The following is a 16,007-nucleotide window of genomic DNA, read 5'->3' as shown; positions in this document are numbered from 1 at the left end:
CGGGGCTACCGTGGCAGGGTGCCCCTTCCGAGACGACTCGCACGGTTCAACAGGGTGGTGACCAACCGCATCGCGCTCCCGGTCGCGGGTTGGCTTCCGGGGTTCGCGATCGTGCTGCATCGTGGTCGGCGCTCCGGCCGGCTGTACCGGACACCGGTCAGCTGCTTCCGGTACGGCCCTGGTTACCGCTTCGCGCTCACCTACGGGCGGGAGAGCGACTGGGTGCGCAACGTCGTTGCGGCGGGGCATGTCGACATCGCCACACGAGGGAGGCTCGTCACGCTCACCGAGCCGGTGGTGGGGGAGGACCGAGGTGCGACGTGGGCGCACGTACCGATGCGCTGGATCCTGACGAAGATCGGTGCGAGCGGCTTTCTGCAGTGCCGGATCTCGGAGTGACCCGGCGTTCCGGTGTACTGCAATAATGTCATAACGCAACTTATCGGCAATTAGGTTCGGTTCCGGCAAGATCGCCACCCTCCGGACCTGCACGACAGCAACGAGCCGGCGCCGGAGCCGGGCATGCGCCGGTGCGCGGCCTGGAGGATCTACCCTCGACGCCATGCAGCGGATCATCGGTATCGAGGTCGAGTACGGGATTTCGTCCCCGTCGGAGCCGACGGCGAACCCCATCCTGACCTCCACGCAGGCGGTGTTGGCGTACGCGGCGGCAGCAGGAGTGCCACGGGCGAAGCGGACCCGGTGGGACTACGAGGTGGAGTCGCCCTTGAGGGACGCCCGAGGGTTCGACCTGGGCAGGTTCAACGGCCCCGCCCCGGTGATCGACGCCGACGAGGTCGGCGCCGCCAACATGATCCTGACCAACGGCGCCCGTCTGTACGTCGACCACGCGCACCCGGAGTACTCCGCGCCCGAGGTGACCGACCCGATGGACGCCGTGATCTGGGACAAGGCGGGGGAGCGGGTCATGGAGGCCGCGGCCCGGCACGCGTCGAGCGTCCCCGGAGCGCCCCGGCTGCAGCTGTACAAGAACAACGTCGACGGCAAGGGCGCGTCGTACGGCACGCACGAAAACTACCTGTGCTCCCGCGAGACGCCGTTCTCCGCGATCATCGCCGGCCTGACGCCCTTCTTCGCGTCCCGGCAGGTGATCACCGGGTCCGGCCGCGTCGGGATCGGGCAGTCCGGTGACGAGGCCGGTTTCCAGTTGTCGCAGCGCGCCGACTACATCGAGGTGGAGGTCGGACTCGAGACCACGCTCAAGCGCGGGATCATCAACACGCGCGACGAGCCGCACGCCGACGCCGAGAAGTACCGCCGGCTGCACGTGATCATCGGCGACGCCAATCTCGCCGAGTGGTCGACGTACCTGAAGGTCGGGACGACCGCTCTGGTTCTCGACCTGATCGAGGCCGGCGTCGACCTGACGGATCTGCAGTTGGCCCGGCCCGTGACGGCGGTCCACCTGATCAGTCACGACCCGACCCTGCGTCAGACCGTGGCGCTGGCCGACGGACGCGAGCTCACCGGGCTCGCGCTGCAACGGATCTATCACGAACGGGCGGCTGCGTTCGCGGAGCGCAACGGCAACGACGATCCGCGGGTCGCGGACATCCTCGACAAGTGGGCGCTCGTTCTCGACCTCCTCGAGCGGGACCCGCTCGAGTGCGCGCACCTGCTGGACTGGCCGGCGAAACTGCGGATTCTCGAGGGCTTCCGCAATCGGGAGGGTCTCGCCTGGTCGGCGCCGAAGCTCCACATGCTCGACCTGCAGTACTCGGACGTCCGGCTCGACAAGGGGTTGTACAACCGGCTGGTCGCCCGTGGCTCGATCGAGCGTCTGGTCACCGAGCAGGAGGTGCTCGACGCGATCGCCAACCCGCCGACGGACACCCGCGCCTACTTCCGGGGCGAGTGCCTGCGCCGGTTCGGCGCCGACATCGCGGCCGCGAGCTGGGACTCGGTGATCTTCGACCTCGGTCGCGACTCCCTGGTCCGGATTCCGACGCTGGAGCCGCTGCGCGGCAGCAAGGCGCACGTCGGTGCGTTGCTGGAGGCGGCGGAGTCGGCGTCCGACCTGGTCGACCAGCTGACCACCTGACCGGGGCACGACACGTTCGCGTCCGCCACGAACGTGAATCATCCGGGTGTCGACTGTGATCGGTAGGGTGAAGGTCCACGCACGAGCGCACACTGGTGTGCGGGTAGCAGTGCAAGAGAACGAGGAGGTCGGCGGCTATGGCGCAGGAGCAGACCAAACGCGGCGGCGGTGGCGACGACGACGATGCGATCACCGGTGACGGTGGTGCGGGGCAGGAACGTCGGGAGAAGCTCGCGGAGGAGACCGACGACCTGCTCGACGAGATCGACGACGTGTTGGAAGAGAACGCCGAGGACTTCGTGCGCGCGTACGTGCAAAAGGGCGGCCAGTGACGGCCGATTCCCCGGCGTCGCGTTCGGTGATGGGTGGCGAGCTGCTGCGGTTCGATTCGCGGCTGTCCTCGTTCACCGAGCATCTGCGTGCGCACGCGCCGGAACTGCTGCCGGAGAACCGTTTCGACTTCGCCTCGCCCGTGGGTCGGGGTGAGCCGATGCACGGCCGCTCCGACATCGCCCCGCACGGCACCACGATCGTCGCGTTGACCTTCGCGGAGGGTGTCGTGCTCGCCGGCGATCGCCGCGCGACGATGGGCAACCTGATCGCCAGCAGGGACGTCGAGAAGGTCTACGTCACCGACGACTACTCGGCTGCCGGAATCGCGGGCACTGCGGGCGTCGCGATCGAACTGGTCCGTCTGTTCGCGGTGGAACTCGAGCACTACGAGAAGATCGAGGGCGTCCCGCTCACCTTCGACGGCAAGGCCAACCGGCTCTCGTCGATGGTGCGCGGCAACCTGGGGGCCGCGATGCAGGGCCTCGCGGTGGTCCCGCTGCTCGTCGGCTACGACCTGGACGCCGCCGGGCCCGCGCAGGCCGGCCGGATCGTGTCCTACGACGTGGTCGGTGGCCGGTACGAGGAGCGATCCGGGTACCACGCGGTCGGTTCGGGTTCGCTGTTCGCGAAGTCGGCGCTGAAGAAGATCTACGATGCGTCGGCCGACGAAACGGGTGCTCTCCGGGCCGCCGTGGAGGCGCTGTACGACGCTGCCGACGACGACTCCGCGACCGGCGGACCGGATCTGACGCGGGGCATCTATCCCACCGCGGTCGTGATCACCGATGCCGGCGCCGTGGAGATGCCGGAGGACAGGCTTGCCGAGATCGCCCGCGCCGTGATCGCGGACCGCACGGGGAAGGCAGGTGACACGCCGTGACGATGCCTTACTACGCCTCCGCCGAGCAGATCATGCGGGATCGCTCGGAGTTGGCGCGCAAGGGAATTGCCCGTGGCCGCAGCGTGATCGCGCTGACGTACGCGGACGGGGTGCTGTTCGTGGCGGAGAACCCGTCGTCGTCGCTGCACAAGGTCAGTGAGCTGTACGACCGGCTCGGTTTCGCGGCCGTCGGGAAGTACAACGAGTTCGAGAACCTGCGCCGGTCGGGCATCATGCACGCCGACATGCGCGGGTACTCGTACGATCGCCGCGACGTCACCGGCCGGTCGCTGGCCAATGCGTACGCGCAGACGCTCGGCACGATCTTCACCGAGCAGCCGAAGCCGTACGAGGTCGAGTTGTGTGTCGCCGAGGTGGGACGCAGCGATCAGCCGCACCATGCGCAGTTGTATCGGATCACCTACGACGGCTCGATCGTCGACGAGCAGCAGTTCGTGGTGATGGGCGGGGCGACCGAGCCGATTCTCACCGCGTTGCGAGAGTCGTACCGGCCGGGAATGGATCTCGGCTCCGCCGTGGCAGTCGCGATTGCGGCACTCCAGGACGGAACACCCACCGGGAACGGGGAGGCGGAGCGTCGTGCGCTGGGCGTGTCCAGCCTCGAGGTCGCGGTGCTCGACCAGTCCCGTCCACGTCGGGCGTTCCGCCGGATCACCGGTGCCGCGCTCGAGGCGCTCCTGCCGGCCGTCCCGGAGCCCGGGGAGGCGGCCCCGCAGTCCGGAGACCCCGCCTAGGTCGCGCGATAGAGCGCCACCTGCTGGGGCTCGCTCCGGAAGTCGAAGCGGCGACCGTCGGCGATGACCTCGCCGTCGGTCGCCAGCGCGATCGACTCGCCGTCGATCTCGACGGTGACGGACCGAGTGTTCTTCTGGACGTACGTCGGCGACGATCCGAGTGTGCCGGTGGCGGCCGCGGCCACCAGGCGCAGCCGGGAGAAGCGTCGGTCGGCCAGCAGATACCGCACGTCGATGGTGCCGCGGTGGATCTCCGGGCGTGACATCGGGACCTGGTCGGCGGGGGAGTAGCGGCCGTTGCCGACGAACAGCATCCACACCGAGTGGTGTTCGCCGTCGATGGTGACGGGGAGCGGCGTCGCCGAGGCCAGGACCCGGGCCATCGCCAGCGCGGCCGCCGGCCACTTGCCCAGCCGGGGTTCCCAGTGTTCGCGCAACCGGACGGAGTCCGGGTAGCCGCCGAGGCTCGCCGTGTTGACGAACGTCAACGGCGGCTCGCCGTCCACGGCGACCGTGCCGAGATCGACGAGTTCGGCGCTGCCGTCGCCGATCGCACCGGCCGTCGATGCGATGTCCCCGACCCCGGCGTCGCGGGCGAAGTGGTTGAGAGTGCCGCCCGGGAAGACGGCCAGCGGCAGGTCGTGCCGCGCCGCGGCCGCGGCCACTGTCACGACCGTTCCGTCGCCGCCGCACACGCCGAGGGCCTTCGGGGACAGGGTGGTGACGACGTCGTCGATCTGCTCGCCGAAGTCCCGCTCGGCGTCGAACTCGACCACGCGTGCCCTGGTCAGCGCCGCTTCGACTTCCGCGCGGGTGCCGTCGTCGGCGCCGGAGTCGGGATTGACGAACACGACCATGCCGTCGCCGTCGGGCAGGGCCTGGGCGGGATGGTCCGGGCCGAGCGTCGCGGGCTCCTCGGTCCGCAGGGCCCACCAGCGTCGGGTCGACAGGGCGATCGCGCTGCCGACCGCGAGACCGACCGCGACATCCGAGGGCCAGTGCACGCCGGTGTGGACACGTGAGTAGGCGACGGCGGCAGCGAGCGGGGCGATCGCGGCTCCTGCCACCGGGTACTCGAGCGCGACACCCGTGGCGAACGCCGCGGCCGACGCGGAGTGTCCGGACGGGAACGACGACGAGCGCGGCGCGGGCAGCCCGCGTCGACTGTGGAACTCCGGTGTCCCCGCCGGTGGCCGCCGCCGCGGCAGCAACGGTTTGAGCACCGCGTTCGACAGGGCACTGGCCGCGGCGACCGACAGCATGCCGCGGACCGCGGCGCGTCGGGCGCGTCCGCCGGCCAGACCGAGCCCGACGGACACCCCCATCCACACTGCGCTGTGGTTCGCCGCGTTGCTCAGCGCGCGCAGGGCCCCGTCCAGTTGGGACGGTGGCAGCTCGGCGCTCAGCCGCATGACCGCACGGTCGGTTTTCTCGGGAAAAAGTCTCACTTCGGCCACGTTCCCACAGTAGAGCCCGGAGGCGCGTCGTGAACCGGGTGGCAAAGCCGTCCGGCGTTGTACTGTCGAAGTGTGCAGCGACGAATCATGGGAATTGAGACCGAGTTCGGTGTGACCTGCACCTTCCACGGTCACAGGCGACTGAGCCCTGACGAGGTGGCCCGGTACCTGTTCCGCCGGGTGGTGTCGTGGGGTCGCAGCTCCAACGTGTTCCTGCGGAACGGGGCCCGGCTGTACCTCGACGTCGGTTCGCACCCCGAGTACGCGACGGCCGAGTGCGACGGCCTGGTCCAGCTCGTCACCCACGACCGCGCGGGTGAGCGCGTCCTCGAGGACCTCCTGATCGACGCCGAGCAGCGGCTCGCCGAGGAGGGCATCGGCGGCGACATCTACCTGTTCAAGAACAACACCGACTCCGCCGGCAATTCGTACGGCTGCCACGAGAACTTCCTCGTCGTACGGGCGGGCGAGTTCTCCCGCATCTCGGACGTACTGCTCCCGTTCCTCGTCACCCGGCAGCTGATCTGCGGCGCGGGCAAGGTACTCCAGACCCCGAAGTCGGCGACGTTCTGCCTGTCGCAGCGGGCCGAGCACATCTGGGAGGGTGTGTCCTCCGCGACCACGCGGTCCCGCCCGATCATCAACACCCGCGACGAGCCGCACGCGGACGCCGAGAAGTACCGCCGGCTGCACGTCATCGTCGGCGACTCGAACATGTCCGAGACCACCACGATGCTCAAGGTCGGCACCGCGTCGCTCGTTCTCGAGATGATCGAAGCCGGCGTGTCGTTCCGCGACTTCGCGCTCGACAACCCGATCCGCGCGATCCGTGAGGTCAGCCACGACCTGACCGGCCGACGGCCCGTGCGGTTGGCGGGCGGACGCCAGGCGAGCGCACTCGACATTCAGCGCGAATACCACGCCCGCGCCGTCGAACACCTTCACAATCGGGAGCCGGACCCCCAGGTCGCGCATGTCGTCGAACTGTGGGGGCGGGTGCTCGACGCCGTCGAGTCGCAGGACTTCGCGAAGGTCGACACGGAGGTCGACTGGGTGATCAAGCGCAAGCTGTTCCAGCGCTACCAGGACAAGCACAACCTGGAGCTGTCGGATCCGAAGATCGCGCAACTCGACCTGGCCTACCACGACATCAAACGTGGTCGTGGGGTCTTCGACCTGTTGCAGCGCAAGGGGCTCGCCAAGCGTGTCACCGAGGACGAGCAGATCGACGCTGCGGTGAACACCCCGCCGCAGACCACGCGGGCGAAGTTGCGGGGCGACTTCATCGCCGCCGCGCAGGACGCGGGCCGCGACTTCACCGTCGACTGGGTTCACCTCAAGCTGAACGACCAGGCGCAGCGGACGGTGCTGTGCAAGGACCCCTTCCGGGCTGTGGACGAACGCGTCGAGAGGCTCATCGCGTCGATGTGACGGCGGTGCCGTTAGGCTGCTGATTCGTGGCGACCAGCAAAGTCGAGCGGCTGATGAATCTCGTCATCTGCCTGCTCTCGACCCGGCAGTTCCTGACCGCGGACAAGATCCGCCGCAGCGTTGCGGGCTACGACGAGTCGGCGAGCGACGAGGCGTTCAGCCGGATGTTCGAGCGGGACAAGAACGAACTGCGTGACCTCGGTGTGCCGCTGGAGACCGGGCAGGCGTCGCGGTACGGATCGGTCGAGGGATACCGCATCAGCCCGGAGGCGTACGCGCTGCCGGAGATCGACCTGACCAGTGAGGAATCCGGCGCCGTGGCGATCGCTGTGAGGTTGCTGGAGTCGCCGGAGCTCACGTCGGCCGCGCAGGGCGCGGTGTTGAAGCTTCGCGCCGCCGGGATCGCGGTCGACCAGGAATCCGCGTCGGCGTTGTTCACCGCGCTGCCCGCCCGGGTTCGGGGATCCGAGCCCGCGCTCGAGCAGGTTCTCGCCGCGATCGAAGCGGGCCAGGCCGTCCGGTTCGAGCATCGGTCGGCGCCCAACGCCCCGTTCGTCACCCGGAACGTCGAGCCGTGGGGTGTCGTCACCCACGACGGCCGGTGGTACCTGGTCGGTCACGACACCGACCGGGGCGCCGTCCGCACGTTCCGGCTGTCCCGCATCGGTGGCGAGGTGACCGCCGTCGGTGAGCGCGGCGCCGTCCACAAACCGGCGGGAACGGACCTGCGCGCGATCGTCCGGAGGGTGGTCGGAACCAGGGATGTCACCGGCACCGCGACCGTGTGGGTACGGGACGGCCGGGCGCAGGAACTGCGGCGGCTCGGCCGGGAGGACCGTGCCGCCACCGTCGGTGGGCGAGCGGGAACGGTTCTCGAGGTTCCGGTGCGATCCCGGCCCTGGTTGTCGCGGCTGATCGCCGGATACGGCGAGGACGCCGTCGCGCTCACCCCACCGGAACTCGTCGAGGACGTCGTGACGCGGTTGACCGTCGCGGCAGGGGAGGACAGATGAGCCAGCGACTGTCCCAGAGGCTGTCCCGGTTGCTGAACATGGTCCCGTACTTCGTCGCCAACCCCGGTATCACGAAGGCGGAGGCGGCGGCGGAACTCGGAGTCACCGAGACGCAGCTGACCACCGACCTGAATCAGCTGTGGGTGTGCGGGTTGCCCGGATACGGCCCGGGCGACCTGATCGACCTGTCGTTCGAGGAGGAGACCGTTCAGGTCAGCTTCTCGGCCGGAATCGACCGACCGTTGCGGCTCACCTCGACCGAGGCCATGTCCCTGCTCATCGCCCTGCGCGCGCTGGTCGAACTGCCCGGCACGGCGGACCCGTCGTCGGTGCGGGGCGCGATCGCGAAGATCGAATCGGCCGCCGGAGTCGCCGCCGGCGGCGTGGTCACCCCGGCGAGCGCCGATCCGGGGCCGGAGAGCCCGGCGGTCAGGGCCGTGCGGTCGGCGGTCCGGCACGGGAACGCGCTCGACATCACCTACTTCTCCGCGTCGCGGGACGCGGTGACCCGGCGGGTCGTCGACCCGGTCCGGGTGGTCCTGGTGGACAACCACAGCTACCTGCAGGCGTGGTGCCGGCTCGCCGGTGGCGTACGGCTGTTCCGATACGACCGGATCGACGCGGCGGTCGAACTGGACGAGCCGTCGCGGCCCCCGGAGGACGCTCTGACCGAGTCGTCCTCGCTGGACCTGTTCCACGACGACGACACGCTGCCGCAGGCCCGGCTGCTGATCGCCGCGGATCACGTGTGGGTGATGGACTACTACCCGATGACGGACGTGGTGGTCCGCGCGGACGGGTCGGTCGAGGCGTCGATGAGATTTGCGACACTCGACTGGATGGCCCGGTTGATGGCCGGGTTCGGGATCGGGGTGCAGGTGTTGGGGCCACCGGAATTGTCCGAGTCGGTCCGGAGTCGGGCGCGGGCCGCCCTGGAGATGTACCACCAGCAGGTCGGCAGCTGACTCCCAGCAATCGGCCCTGCCCGTGCCGTCCTGGTCCGGTAGCATCGAGCCAACTGATCTCTGGAGGTTGACATGGGTGCAATGAGCCCCTGGCACTGGGCCATTGTGGCGCTGGTTGTCGTGATTCTGTTCGGTTCCAAGAAGCTTCCCGACGCGGCCCGCGGACTCGGCCGGTCGCTGCGGATCTTCAAGAGCGAGATGAAGGAAATGCAGACCGACGGCGGCTCGTCCGCTGCCGCGCCCGCACAGCCGGCGCAGCTCCCCACCACGCCGGAGGTCCAGGCCACCGTCGCCGAGACCCCGCAGACCGAGACGAAGGCGTCGTAGCCAGAACGACCAGGTGAGTTCGGGGTGCGGTGAGCGCCCCGGATCACGGCTGACCAGAAGCAGGGCCCGAATCAGTGCGTATCCCCTTCGACCCGCGGCGCAGCAGGCGCCGGGTCAATCCCGACGGCACGATGTCGTTGGTCGACCATCTGTACGAGCTGCGGACGCGGTTGCTGTGGTCGCTGCTGGCGATCGTGGTGACCACCGCGTTCGGCTTCTTCTGGTACTCGCACCAGATCTTCGGCCTCGAAAGTCTCGGTGAGATCCTTCGCGGACCGTACTGCTCGCTGCCACCGGAATCGCGGGCCGACCTCACCTCCGACGGCTCGTGTCGCCTCCTCGCGACGGCGCCGTTCGAGCAGTTCATGCTGCGCTTCAAGGTGTCGCTGACCGCGGGCATCGTCCTCGCGTGCCCGGTCTGGCTGTACCAACTGTGGGCCTTCATCACTCCCGGCCTGTACGCCAAGGAACGCCGCTACGCGATCGGATTCGTGTGTTCCGCGGCGGCACTGTTCGTCGCCGGTGCCGTCCTCGCCTACCTCGTCGTGTCCAAGGCGTTGCACTTCCTCCTGACCATCGGTGGCGACGTCCAGGTCACCGCGCTCAGCGGCGCCGAGTACTTCGGCTTCGTGATCAACCTGCTCGTCATCTTCGGTGTCAGCTTCGAGATCCCCCTGCTCATTGTCGCGTTGAACTCCGTGGGCATCCTGTCCTACGAGAAGCTCAAGGCGTGGCGGCGTGGCCTCGTGATGGGCATGTTCGTGTTCGCGGCGATCGCGACCCCGGGCCAGGATCCGTTCTCGATGCTCGTGCTCGCGGTTGCCCTCACCGTGCTGCTCGAGGTCGCGATCCAGGCCGCCCGACTCCACGACAAGCGCAAGGCCCGCAAGGAGTCCGAGGGGTGGGGTGCGCTCAGCGACGACGAGGCGTCCCCGCTCGACGATGTCACCGACATCGACCGACCGGGGCGCGTCGAGGACTACTCGGACACGCTCTAGGCCGCGGGGCGTCGACTGTCCGACGGTGTCGATAGCCTTGGGGGTGTGGATCCTCACGCTGTGGAACTCGACCTCTTCGCCGCGCAGTTGAGCTTTCCCCTGGACGGGTTCCAGGTGGAGGCGTGCCGCGCCCTGGAATCCGGACACGGTGTCCTGGTGTGCGCACCGACGGGTGCGGGCAAGACGGTGATCGGGGAATTCGCCGTTCACCTCGCGCTGGTGTCCGGACACAAGTGCTTCTACACGACCCCGATCAAGGCGCTGAGCAACCAGAAGTACGCCGACCTGGTCGAGCGGTACGGCAAGGCGTCGGTGGGGCTGCTCACCGGTGACGTGAGCATCAACTCCGACGCCCCCGTCGTGGTGATGACCACCGAGGTCCTGCGGAACATGCTGTACGCGAACTCGCCGACGCTGCGCGGACTGTCGCACGTGGTGATGGACGAGGTGCACTTCCTCGCCGACCGCTTCCGCGGCGCGGTGTGGGAAGAGGTGATCCTGCACCTGCCCGAGGACGTCCGGCTGGTCAGCCTGTCCGCGACGGTCAGCAACGCCGAGGAGTTCGGCTCCTGGATGGGGACCGTCCGCGGCGACACGAAGGTCATCGTCGACGAGGTCCGTCCCGTCCCGTTGTGGCAGCACGTGATGGTCGGCAAGCGCATGTTCGACCTGTTCGACACCTCCGCGCAGGACGCGGACCCGTCGGCCCGACTGGTCGTCGATCGCAACCTGGTCCGGCACCTGAAGGAACGTCAGGCCCTCGACAGGTTCGAGACCTGGCAGCCGCGCGGCCGAGGGCGCGGCGGCGGCCGGCCCCCGAGTGCGGCGAACCGTCCGCTGCCGCGCCCCGAGGTGATCGCCCGCCTCGACGCCGAGGGGTTGCTCCCGGCGATCACCTTCATCTTCAGCCGCGCGGGCTGCGACGCCGCGGTCACCCAGTGTCTGCGGTCGCGGCTGCAGCTGACCACCGAGGACCAGGCCGACGAGATCGCCGAGATCATCGAGAAGCACACCGGCGATCTGCCGAAACAGGACCTGGCGGTTCTGGGGTACTGGGAGTGGCGCGAAGGCCTCGAGCGGGGTATCGCCGGCCACCACGCGGGGATGCTGCCCGCGTTCCGGCACACGGTCGAGGAACTGTTCGTCAAGGGTCTGGTACGGGCGGTCTTCGCGACGGAAACCCTCGCGCTCGGCATCAACATGCCGGCCCGGACGGTGGTGCTCGAACGGCTGGTCAAGTTCAACGGGGAGACCCACGCCGAGTTGACGCCGGGCGAGTACACGCAGCTCACCGGCCGCGCGGGCCGGCGCGGGATCGACGTCGAGGGGCACGCCGTGGTGCTGTGGCAGCCGGGTGTCGAGGCCACCGAGGTCGCGGGCCTCGCGTCGACGCGCACCTTCCCCCTGCGCAGCTCGTTCCGGCCGTCCTACAACATGTCCATCAACCTGATCGACCGGATGGGTGCCGCCGAGTCCCGCTCGCTCCTCGAGCGGTCGTTCGCGCAGTTCCAGGCGGACCGGTCGGTGGTCGGGCTCGTGCGTTCGATCGACAAGGACGAGAAGGCGATCGCCGAGCTGCTCGAGCAGCTCGGTGGTGAGGACAGCGAGTTCTTCGAGTACGCGCGGTTGCGGGAGCGGCTGCGGGAACGGGAGCGCCAGCTGGAACGTCAGGGCCGCACCGACCGGCGCAACGACTCGGTGTCCGCGCTGACCGCCCTGCGACGCGGCGACGTCATCGCCATCCCGACGGGCCGGCGGTCCGGGCTGGCGGTGGTGCTCGAGACCGACACCGACCCGACCGATCCGCGTCCTCTCGTGTTGACCGAGGACAAGTGGGCGGGGCGGATCTCGGCGGCCGATTTCCCCAGTCCGGCGAAAGCGCTCGGCACGATGCGGCTGCCACGACACATCGAACACCGCACCGCTCGCACCCGCCGCGACCTGGCGTCGGCGCTGCGCAGCACCGGGATCGTCGCGCCCGGCCGTTACTCGAAGCGCAAGTCACCGGCGGCGAGCGATCGCGAACTGGCGTCGCTGCGGCGTGCACTGCGGTCGCATCCCTGCCACACCGATCCGGATCGGGACCGGCTCAGCCGGATCGGGGAGAAGTACAACCGGTTGTCGCGGGAGACGGACTCGAAACGGCAGAAGGTCGCGGCGACCACCAACTCGCTGGCCCGCACGTTCGACCGGATCCTGAAGCTTCTCGCCGAGCGCGGGTACACGGATGCCGCGGGCGCGGTGACCGACGACGGCCGCCGGTTGATGCGGCTGTACTCGGAAAGCGATCTGCTCGTCGCCGAATGCCTGCGCCGCGGAACGTGGAAGGGGTTGGCGCCGGCAGAGTTGGCGGCGGTCGTCTCGGCGCTGGTGTTCGAGTCCCGTCAGGACGCATCGGTCGCCGACCGCGGTCCGACCGCGCCGGTCCGGCATGCGCTCGGCGAGACGGTGCAGTTGTGGTCGGCGCTGCGGACGGACGAGGTTCGGCACAAACTGGCGTTGACGCGGGAGCCCGACTTCGGGTTCGTGACCGCGATCCACAAGTGGGCGCGTGGTGAGCCTCTGGTCGATGCGCTGGTCGCGGCGGGCGACCGGGGCCAGGCGCTGTCCGCCGGCGATTTCGTGCGCTGGTGCCGTCAGGTGATCGACCTGCTGGATCAGGTTCACCAGACCGCTCCCGACAGCGAGACGCGGTCGGCGGCGGCGAAGGCGGTCGGGGCCATCCGGCGTGGCGTGGTGGCGGTGGACGCGGCTTGAGCGGTGGTTGTGTGATTGGATGGCTGACGCTCTGCCGGACTTCAGGGGGGACCTGGGACGGGGGCGACACGAGGACGGCACCGGAGGGTGAGTGGAGGCAAGGATGAGCGGCCCCGATGACCGATCGAACGGCACCGGCGAGCAGGTGACGCCCCCGGGAGCGCCCCAGCCGACGACCGCGATCCCGCAGCAGCAGTCGAACCCCCAGCAGTGGGGACAGCAGGCGTGGAGCGCGCAGCCGCAGCCGTACCCGCAGCAGTACCAGCAGTATCCGCAGCAGGGCCAGTACCCCCAGGCCTATCCGCAGCAACCGCAGTACCAGTACCCGCCTCAGGGGCAGCAGTACCAGTACCCGGCTCAGGGGCAGCAGTACCAGTACCCGGCTCAGGGTCCGACCGGACAGTTCCCGGCGGCCCAGTACCCGCAGCAGCCCTACTCGCCGTACGGCCAGCCGCAGTACGGTCAGGCGCAGTACGGTCAGCAACCCTACCCGCAGTACGCGCCGCCCGCCGGGGCCGCGCCGACGTCGAAGACCCCGCTCTGGATCGGCCTCGGCGCGGCGGCGGTCCTGGTGATCGGCGTGATCCTCGCCGTCGTCCTCGTCGGGGGCGACACCACCTTGGACCAGGCGGCGGCCGAGCGCGGCGTCGAGCAGGTGCTGACCGGGTCGTACGGCATCACCGGCATCGACGACGTCAGCTGCCCGGCGGGCCGGAAGGTCGAGCAGGGGGCGACGTTCACCTGCACCCTGACGGTGAACGGGAAGCCGCAGTCGGTGACCGCGACGTTCACCGACTCCGAGGGCAAGTACGAGGTGAGCCGGCCGACCTCGCGTTGATCGGCCGGTCCGTCACCGGCTCAGCGGGAGGCCAGCGCCACCGTCAGTCGTCCCACGGACGCGCCGATGTTGAGCTCCTCGGCGAGGGCCGCGAGCCGGTCGGGGTCGTGCGGGGTGGTGGGGAGCTTGTCGGGTCCGGACAGTTCGACGGGTGCGTCGACGGCGACCCGTACGACCGGCAGCGCCGCGTCGAGGTAGTCGGCCGCGGCGGCGAGCTTGCTCCGAACACCCTTGGCGAGAGCCGATTCTGGGTCGAGTGCCGCCGCGCGCAGGTTCTCGACGGAACCGTACTGGAGGAGCAGGGTGGACGCGGTCTTCTCTCCGACCCCCTTGACGCCGGGCAGGCCGTCGGACGGGTCGCCGCGCAGTAGTGCCAGTTCCGCGTAGCCGGGGCCCGGCCGGTCGGTGGGGACTCCGTACTTCTGGGCCACCTCGGCGGGACCGAACAGTTCTGCCTTCGACAGTCCGCGCCCGACGTACAGCACGCGTACCGGGACGGGGTCGTCGCTGACGACCTGCAGCAGGTCGCGGTCGCCGCTGACGACGACGGCGGTGTCCTCGCGTTCGCGGGCGGCCAGGGTGCCGAGTACGTCGTCGGCCTCGAATCCGACGGCGCCCGCGGTGGCGATGCCCGCCGCGGTGAGTACGTCCATGATCATGTCGACCTGCGGGGTGAGGGTGTCGGGAACCTCTTCGACGTCGGGACCGGCCTCGTGCTCCTCGGCGACGCGGTGGGCCTTGTAGGACGGCACCAGGTCGACGCGGAACTGGGGCCGCCAGTCCAGATCGAGGCACACGACCAGGCGGCCCGGTTGGTGCCGGGTGATCAGCGAGGCCACCATGTCGGTGAACCCGCGCACCGCGTTGACCGGCCTCCCGTCGCGGGCCGTGAACGATTCGGGGAGCGCGTAATACGCGCGGAACCACAGGCTCGCGCCGTCGAGGAGAAGCAGTGGGCCGGTCATACCGCTCATCCTGCCAAACCGGATTAGCCTCTGGTGACATGAGTGCACACAGCGAGTCCGATTCCGCCGCGCGTTTCCCCACCGCCGTCTACGCCGACCGTCTGCGCCGCGCCGCCGAGCTGACCGCGGCCTCCGGGTTGGACGCGCTGCTGATCACGCCCGGCCCGGACCTGAAGTATCTGGTCGGGTCCGGCGCGGCGTCGTTCGAGCGGCTCACGTGTCTGGTCGTCCCGGCGGACGGCGCGACCCCGTCGGTGGTGGTCCCGACCCTGGAGTTGGCCGGTCTGGGGGAGTCCGCGATCGCCGATCTCGGTCTGACGGTGCGGGATTGGGTGGACGGTGTCGACCCGTACGCCGTCGTCGGCTCGCTGCTGCCGACACCGGGACGGACCGCGGTCGCCGAGGCGATGCCCGCGCTGCACGTGATCCCGCTGACCGCGGCGCTCGGCGCTCCGCCGGTGCTCGCCACCGGTGTGCTCCGGGAACTGCGAATGGTCAAGGACCAGGCCGAGATCGAGGCGTTGCGTCGCGCCGGGGCGGCCATCGACCGCGTGCACGCGCGGATGGGTGAGTGGCTGCGTCCCGGCCGCACGGAGGCGGAGGTCGCGGCCGACATCGCCGCGGCGATCGTCGAGGAGGGTCACACCGGCGCCGAGTTCGTGATCGTCGGATCGGGGCCCCACGGCGCGGACCCGCACCACGAGGTGTCGGAGCGGGTCATCGAGGCCGGCGATGTCGTGGTCGTCGACATCGGCGGACCGGTCGCGCCGGGTTACAACTCGGACAGCACCCGCACCTACAGCCTCGGGGAGCCGAGCCCGGAAGTGGCCGCGACCTTCGCGGTGCTCGAGCGTGCCCAGCAGGCGGCGGTGGAGGCGGTGCGTCCCGGTGTGACGGCCGAGTCGGTGGACGCGGCGGCGCGCGATCTGCTCGCCGCGGAGGGCCTCGGTCAAGTGTTCGTGCACCGCACCGGCCACGGGATCGGGTTGTCGGTGCACGAGGAGCCGTACATCGTGGCGGGCAACCGGATCGAACTCGCGGAGGGGATGGCGTTCAGCATCGAGCCGGGCGTCTACTTCCGGGGCGACTGGGGCGCCCGGATCGAGGACATCGTGGTGGTGACGGCGGACGGATGCGAACCGATGAACACCCGTCCGCACGGGTTGACGGTGCTGCCCGCGAATTGACCGCACCCGCGAGACCCGCACGGGCATAGTGTGTGACTC

General features: G+C 69.6%; 15 protein-coding genes. 13 read left to right on the top strand and 2 right to left on the bottom strand.

The features are described 5' to 3' along the window. Window positions 1-18: 18 nt before the first annotated feature. The 5 genes from ACFYVR_RS00855 (at window position 19) to prcA (ending at window position 4,030) form a co-directional block, all read left to right on the top strand. The gene (locus ACFYVR_RS00855; RefSeq protein ID WP_387468708.1) at window positions 19-399 is read left to right on the top strand and encodes a nitroreductase family deazaflavin-dependent oxidoreductase; all 381 of its coding nucleotides are present in this window, start codon (window positions 19-21) and stop codon (window positions 397-399) included. 163 nt (window positions 400-562) lie between these two features. Then, window positions 563-2,062 carry a depupylase/deamidase Dop gene (gene dop, locus ACFYVR_RS00850; RefSeq protein WP_387468707.1) on the top strand — a complete coding sequence of 500 codons (1,500 nt, stop codon included), beginning with the start codon at window positions 563-565 and terminating at the stop codon, window positions 2,060-2,062. Window positions 2,063-2,199: 137 nt separating this feature from the next. Then, on the top strand, window positions 2,200-2,394 hold the full coding sequence (locus tag ACFYVR_RS00845; protein ID WP_387468706.1) for a ubiquitin-like protein Pup: 195 nt from the start codon (window positions 2,200-2,202) through the stop codon (window positions 2,392-2,394). Further along, entirely contained in the window at window positions 2,391-3,275 is an 885-nt protein-coding gene (prcB, locus tag ACFYVR_RS00840; RefSeq protein WP_387468705.1) for a proteasome subunit beta, read from the top strand. The genes ACFYVR_RS00845 and prcB overlap by 4 nt, the downstream gene beginning before the upstream one ends. Further along, on the top strand, window positions 3,272-4,030 hold the full coding sequence (gene prcA / locus ACFYVR_RS00835; RefSeq protein ID WP_387468704.1) for a proteasome subunit alpha: 759 nt from the start codon (window positions 3,272-3,274) through the stop codon (window positions 4,028-4,030). The genes prcB and prcA overlap by 4 nt, the downstream gene beginning before the upstream one ends. Here the strand turns inward: prcA and ACFYVR_RS00830 are convergent. Next, the gene (locus tag ACFYVR_RS00830; RefSeq protein ID WP_387468703.1) at window positions 4,027-5,442 is read right to left on the bottom strand and encodes a bifunctional phosphatase PAP2/diacylglycerol kinase family protein; all 1,416 of its coding nucleotides are present in this window, start codon (window positions 5,440-5,442) and stop codon (window positions 4,027-4,029) included. The two genes, prcA and ACFYVR_RS00830, sit on opposite strands and share 4 nt — an antisense overlap. Before the next feature lie 117 nt (window positions 5,443-5,559). On the opposite strand from ACFYVR_RS00830, the gene pafA reads away from it, so the two are divergent. From pafA to ACFYVR_RS00795, 7 genes are all read left to right on the top strand, one after another. Continuing rightward, window positions 5,560-6,918, top strand: a complete 1,359-nt coding sequence (pafA, locus tag ACFYVR_RS00825; RefSeq protein WP_387468702.1) for a Pup--protein ligase — start codon at window positions 5,560-5,562, stop codon at window positions 6,916-6,918. A 26-nt stretch (window positions 6,919-6,944) separates the two neighbouring features. Next, the gene (locus tag ACFYVR_RS00820; RefSeq protein ID WP_387468701.1) at window positions 6,945-7,931 is read left to right on the top strand and encodes a helix-turn-helix transcriptional regulator; all 987 of its coding nucleotides are present in this window, start codon (window positions 6,945-6,947) and stop codon (window positions 7,929-7,931) included. Beyond that, window positions 7,928-8,896: a helix-turn-helix transcriptional regulator gene (locus ACFYVR_RS00815; protein ID WP_387468700.1), complete on the top strand. Its 969-nt coding sequence runs from the start codon at window positions 7,928-7,930 to the stop codon at window positions 8,894-8,896. The genes ACFYVR_RS00820 and ACFYVR_RS00815 overlap by 4 nt, the downstream gene beginning before the upstream one ends. A 72-nt stretch (window positions 8,897-8,968) precedes the next feature. Beyond that, window positions 8,969-9,223 carry a Sec-independent protein translocase subunit TatA gene (gene tatA / locus ACFYVR_RS00810; protein WP_387468699.1) on the top strand — a complete coding sequence of 85 codons (255 nt, stop codon included), beginning with the start codon at window positions 8,969-8,971 and terminating at the stop codon, window positions 9,221-9,223. A 74-nt stretch (window positions 9,224-9,297) separates the two neighbouring features. Beyond that, window positions 9,298-10,221, top strand: a complete 924-nt coding sequence (gene tatC, locus ACFYVR_RS00805; protein WP_387468698.1) for a twin-arginine translocase subunit TatC — start codon at window positions 9,298-9,300, stop codon at window positions 10,219-10,221. 45 nt (window positions 10,222-10,266) lie between these two features. Further along, window positions 10,267-12,978: a DEAD/DEAH box helicase gene (locus tag ACFYVR_RS00800; RefSeq protein WP_387468697.1), complete on the top strand. Its 2,712-nt coding sequence runs from the start codon at window positions 10,267-10,269 to the stop codon at window positions 12,976-12,978. Between the two features lie 103 nt (window positions 12,979-13,081). Further along, a complete protein-coding gene (locus tag ACFYVR_RS00795) occupies window positions 13,082-13,816 on the top strand; it encodes a DUF4333 domain-containing protein (RefSeq protein WP_387468696.1) in 735 nt (244 codons plus the stop codon). A 20-nt stretch (window positions 13,817-13,836) separates the two neighbouring features. Here the strand turns inward: ACFYVR_RS00795 and ACFYVR_RS00790 are convergent, their stop codons facing one another. After that, complete coding sequence (locus ACFYVR_RS00790; RefSeq protein WP_387468695.1) at window positions 13,837-14,781, bottom strand: 5'-3' exonuclease H3TH domain-containing protein; 945 nt, start codon at window positions 14,779-14,781, stop codon at window positions 13,837-13,839. 38 nt (window positions 14,782-14,819) lie between these two features. Between ACFYVR_RS00790 and ACFYVR_RS00785 the strand changes: the two genes are divergently transcribed. Then, window positions 14,820-15,968 (top strand): M24 family metallopeptidase, encoded by a 1,149-nt coding sequence (locus tag ACFYVR_RS00785; RefSeq protein ID WP_387468694.1) that lies wholly within the window; start codon window positions 14,820-14,822, stop codon window positions 15,966-15,968. The last annotated feature ends 39 nt before the right edge of the window (window positions 15,969-16,007 follow it).

The sequence above is a fragment of the Rhodococcus sp. NPDC003318 genome (assembly GCF_042879035.1).
In the GTDB taxonomy this organism is placed as follows: domain Bacteria; phylum Actinomycetota; class Actinomycetes; order Mycobacteriales; family Mycobacteriaceae; genus Rhodococcus_G.
The sequence above is the reverse complement of the archived record's forward strand: the minus strand, read 5'-3'. Positions and strand labels throughout refer to the sequence as shown.

Excerpts from the sequence above, each read along its gene's own strand:
- dop (WP_387468707.1), top strand. The coding sequence starts at position 563 with ATGCAGCGGATCATCGGTATCGAGGTCGAGTACGGGATTTCGTCCCCG.
- ACFYVR_RS00845 (WP_387468706.1), top strand. The coding sequence starts at position 2,200 with ATGGCGCAGGAGCAGACCAAACGCGGCGGCGGTGGCGACGACGACGAT.
- ACFYVR_RS00830 (WP_387468703.1), bottom strand. The coding sequence starts at position 5,442 with ATGCGGCTGAGCGCCGAGCTGCCACCGTCCCAACTGGACGGGGCCCTG.
- ACFYVR_RS00815 (WP_387468700.1), top strand. The coding sequence starts at position 7,928 with ATGAGCCAGCGACTGTCCCAGAGGCTGTCCCGGTTGCTGAACATGGTC.
- tatA (WP_387468699.1), top strand. The coding sequence starts at position 8,969 with ATGGGTGCAATGAGCCCCTGGCACTGGGCCATTGTGGCGCTGGTTGTC.
- ACFYVR_RS00795 (WP_387468696.1), top strand. The coding sequence starts at position 13,082 with ATGAGCGGCCCCGATGACCGATCGAACGGCACCGGCGAGCAGGTGACG.
- ACFYVR_RS00790 (WP_387468695.1), bottom strand. The coding sequence starts at position 14,781 with ATGACCGGCCCACTGCTTCTCCTCGACGGCGCGAGCCTGTGGTTCCGC.
- ACFYVR_RS00785 (WP_387468694.1), top strand. The coding sequence starts at position 14,820 with ATGAGTGCACACAGCGAGTCCGATTCCGCCGCGCGTTTCCCCACCGCC.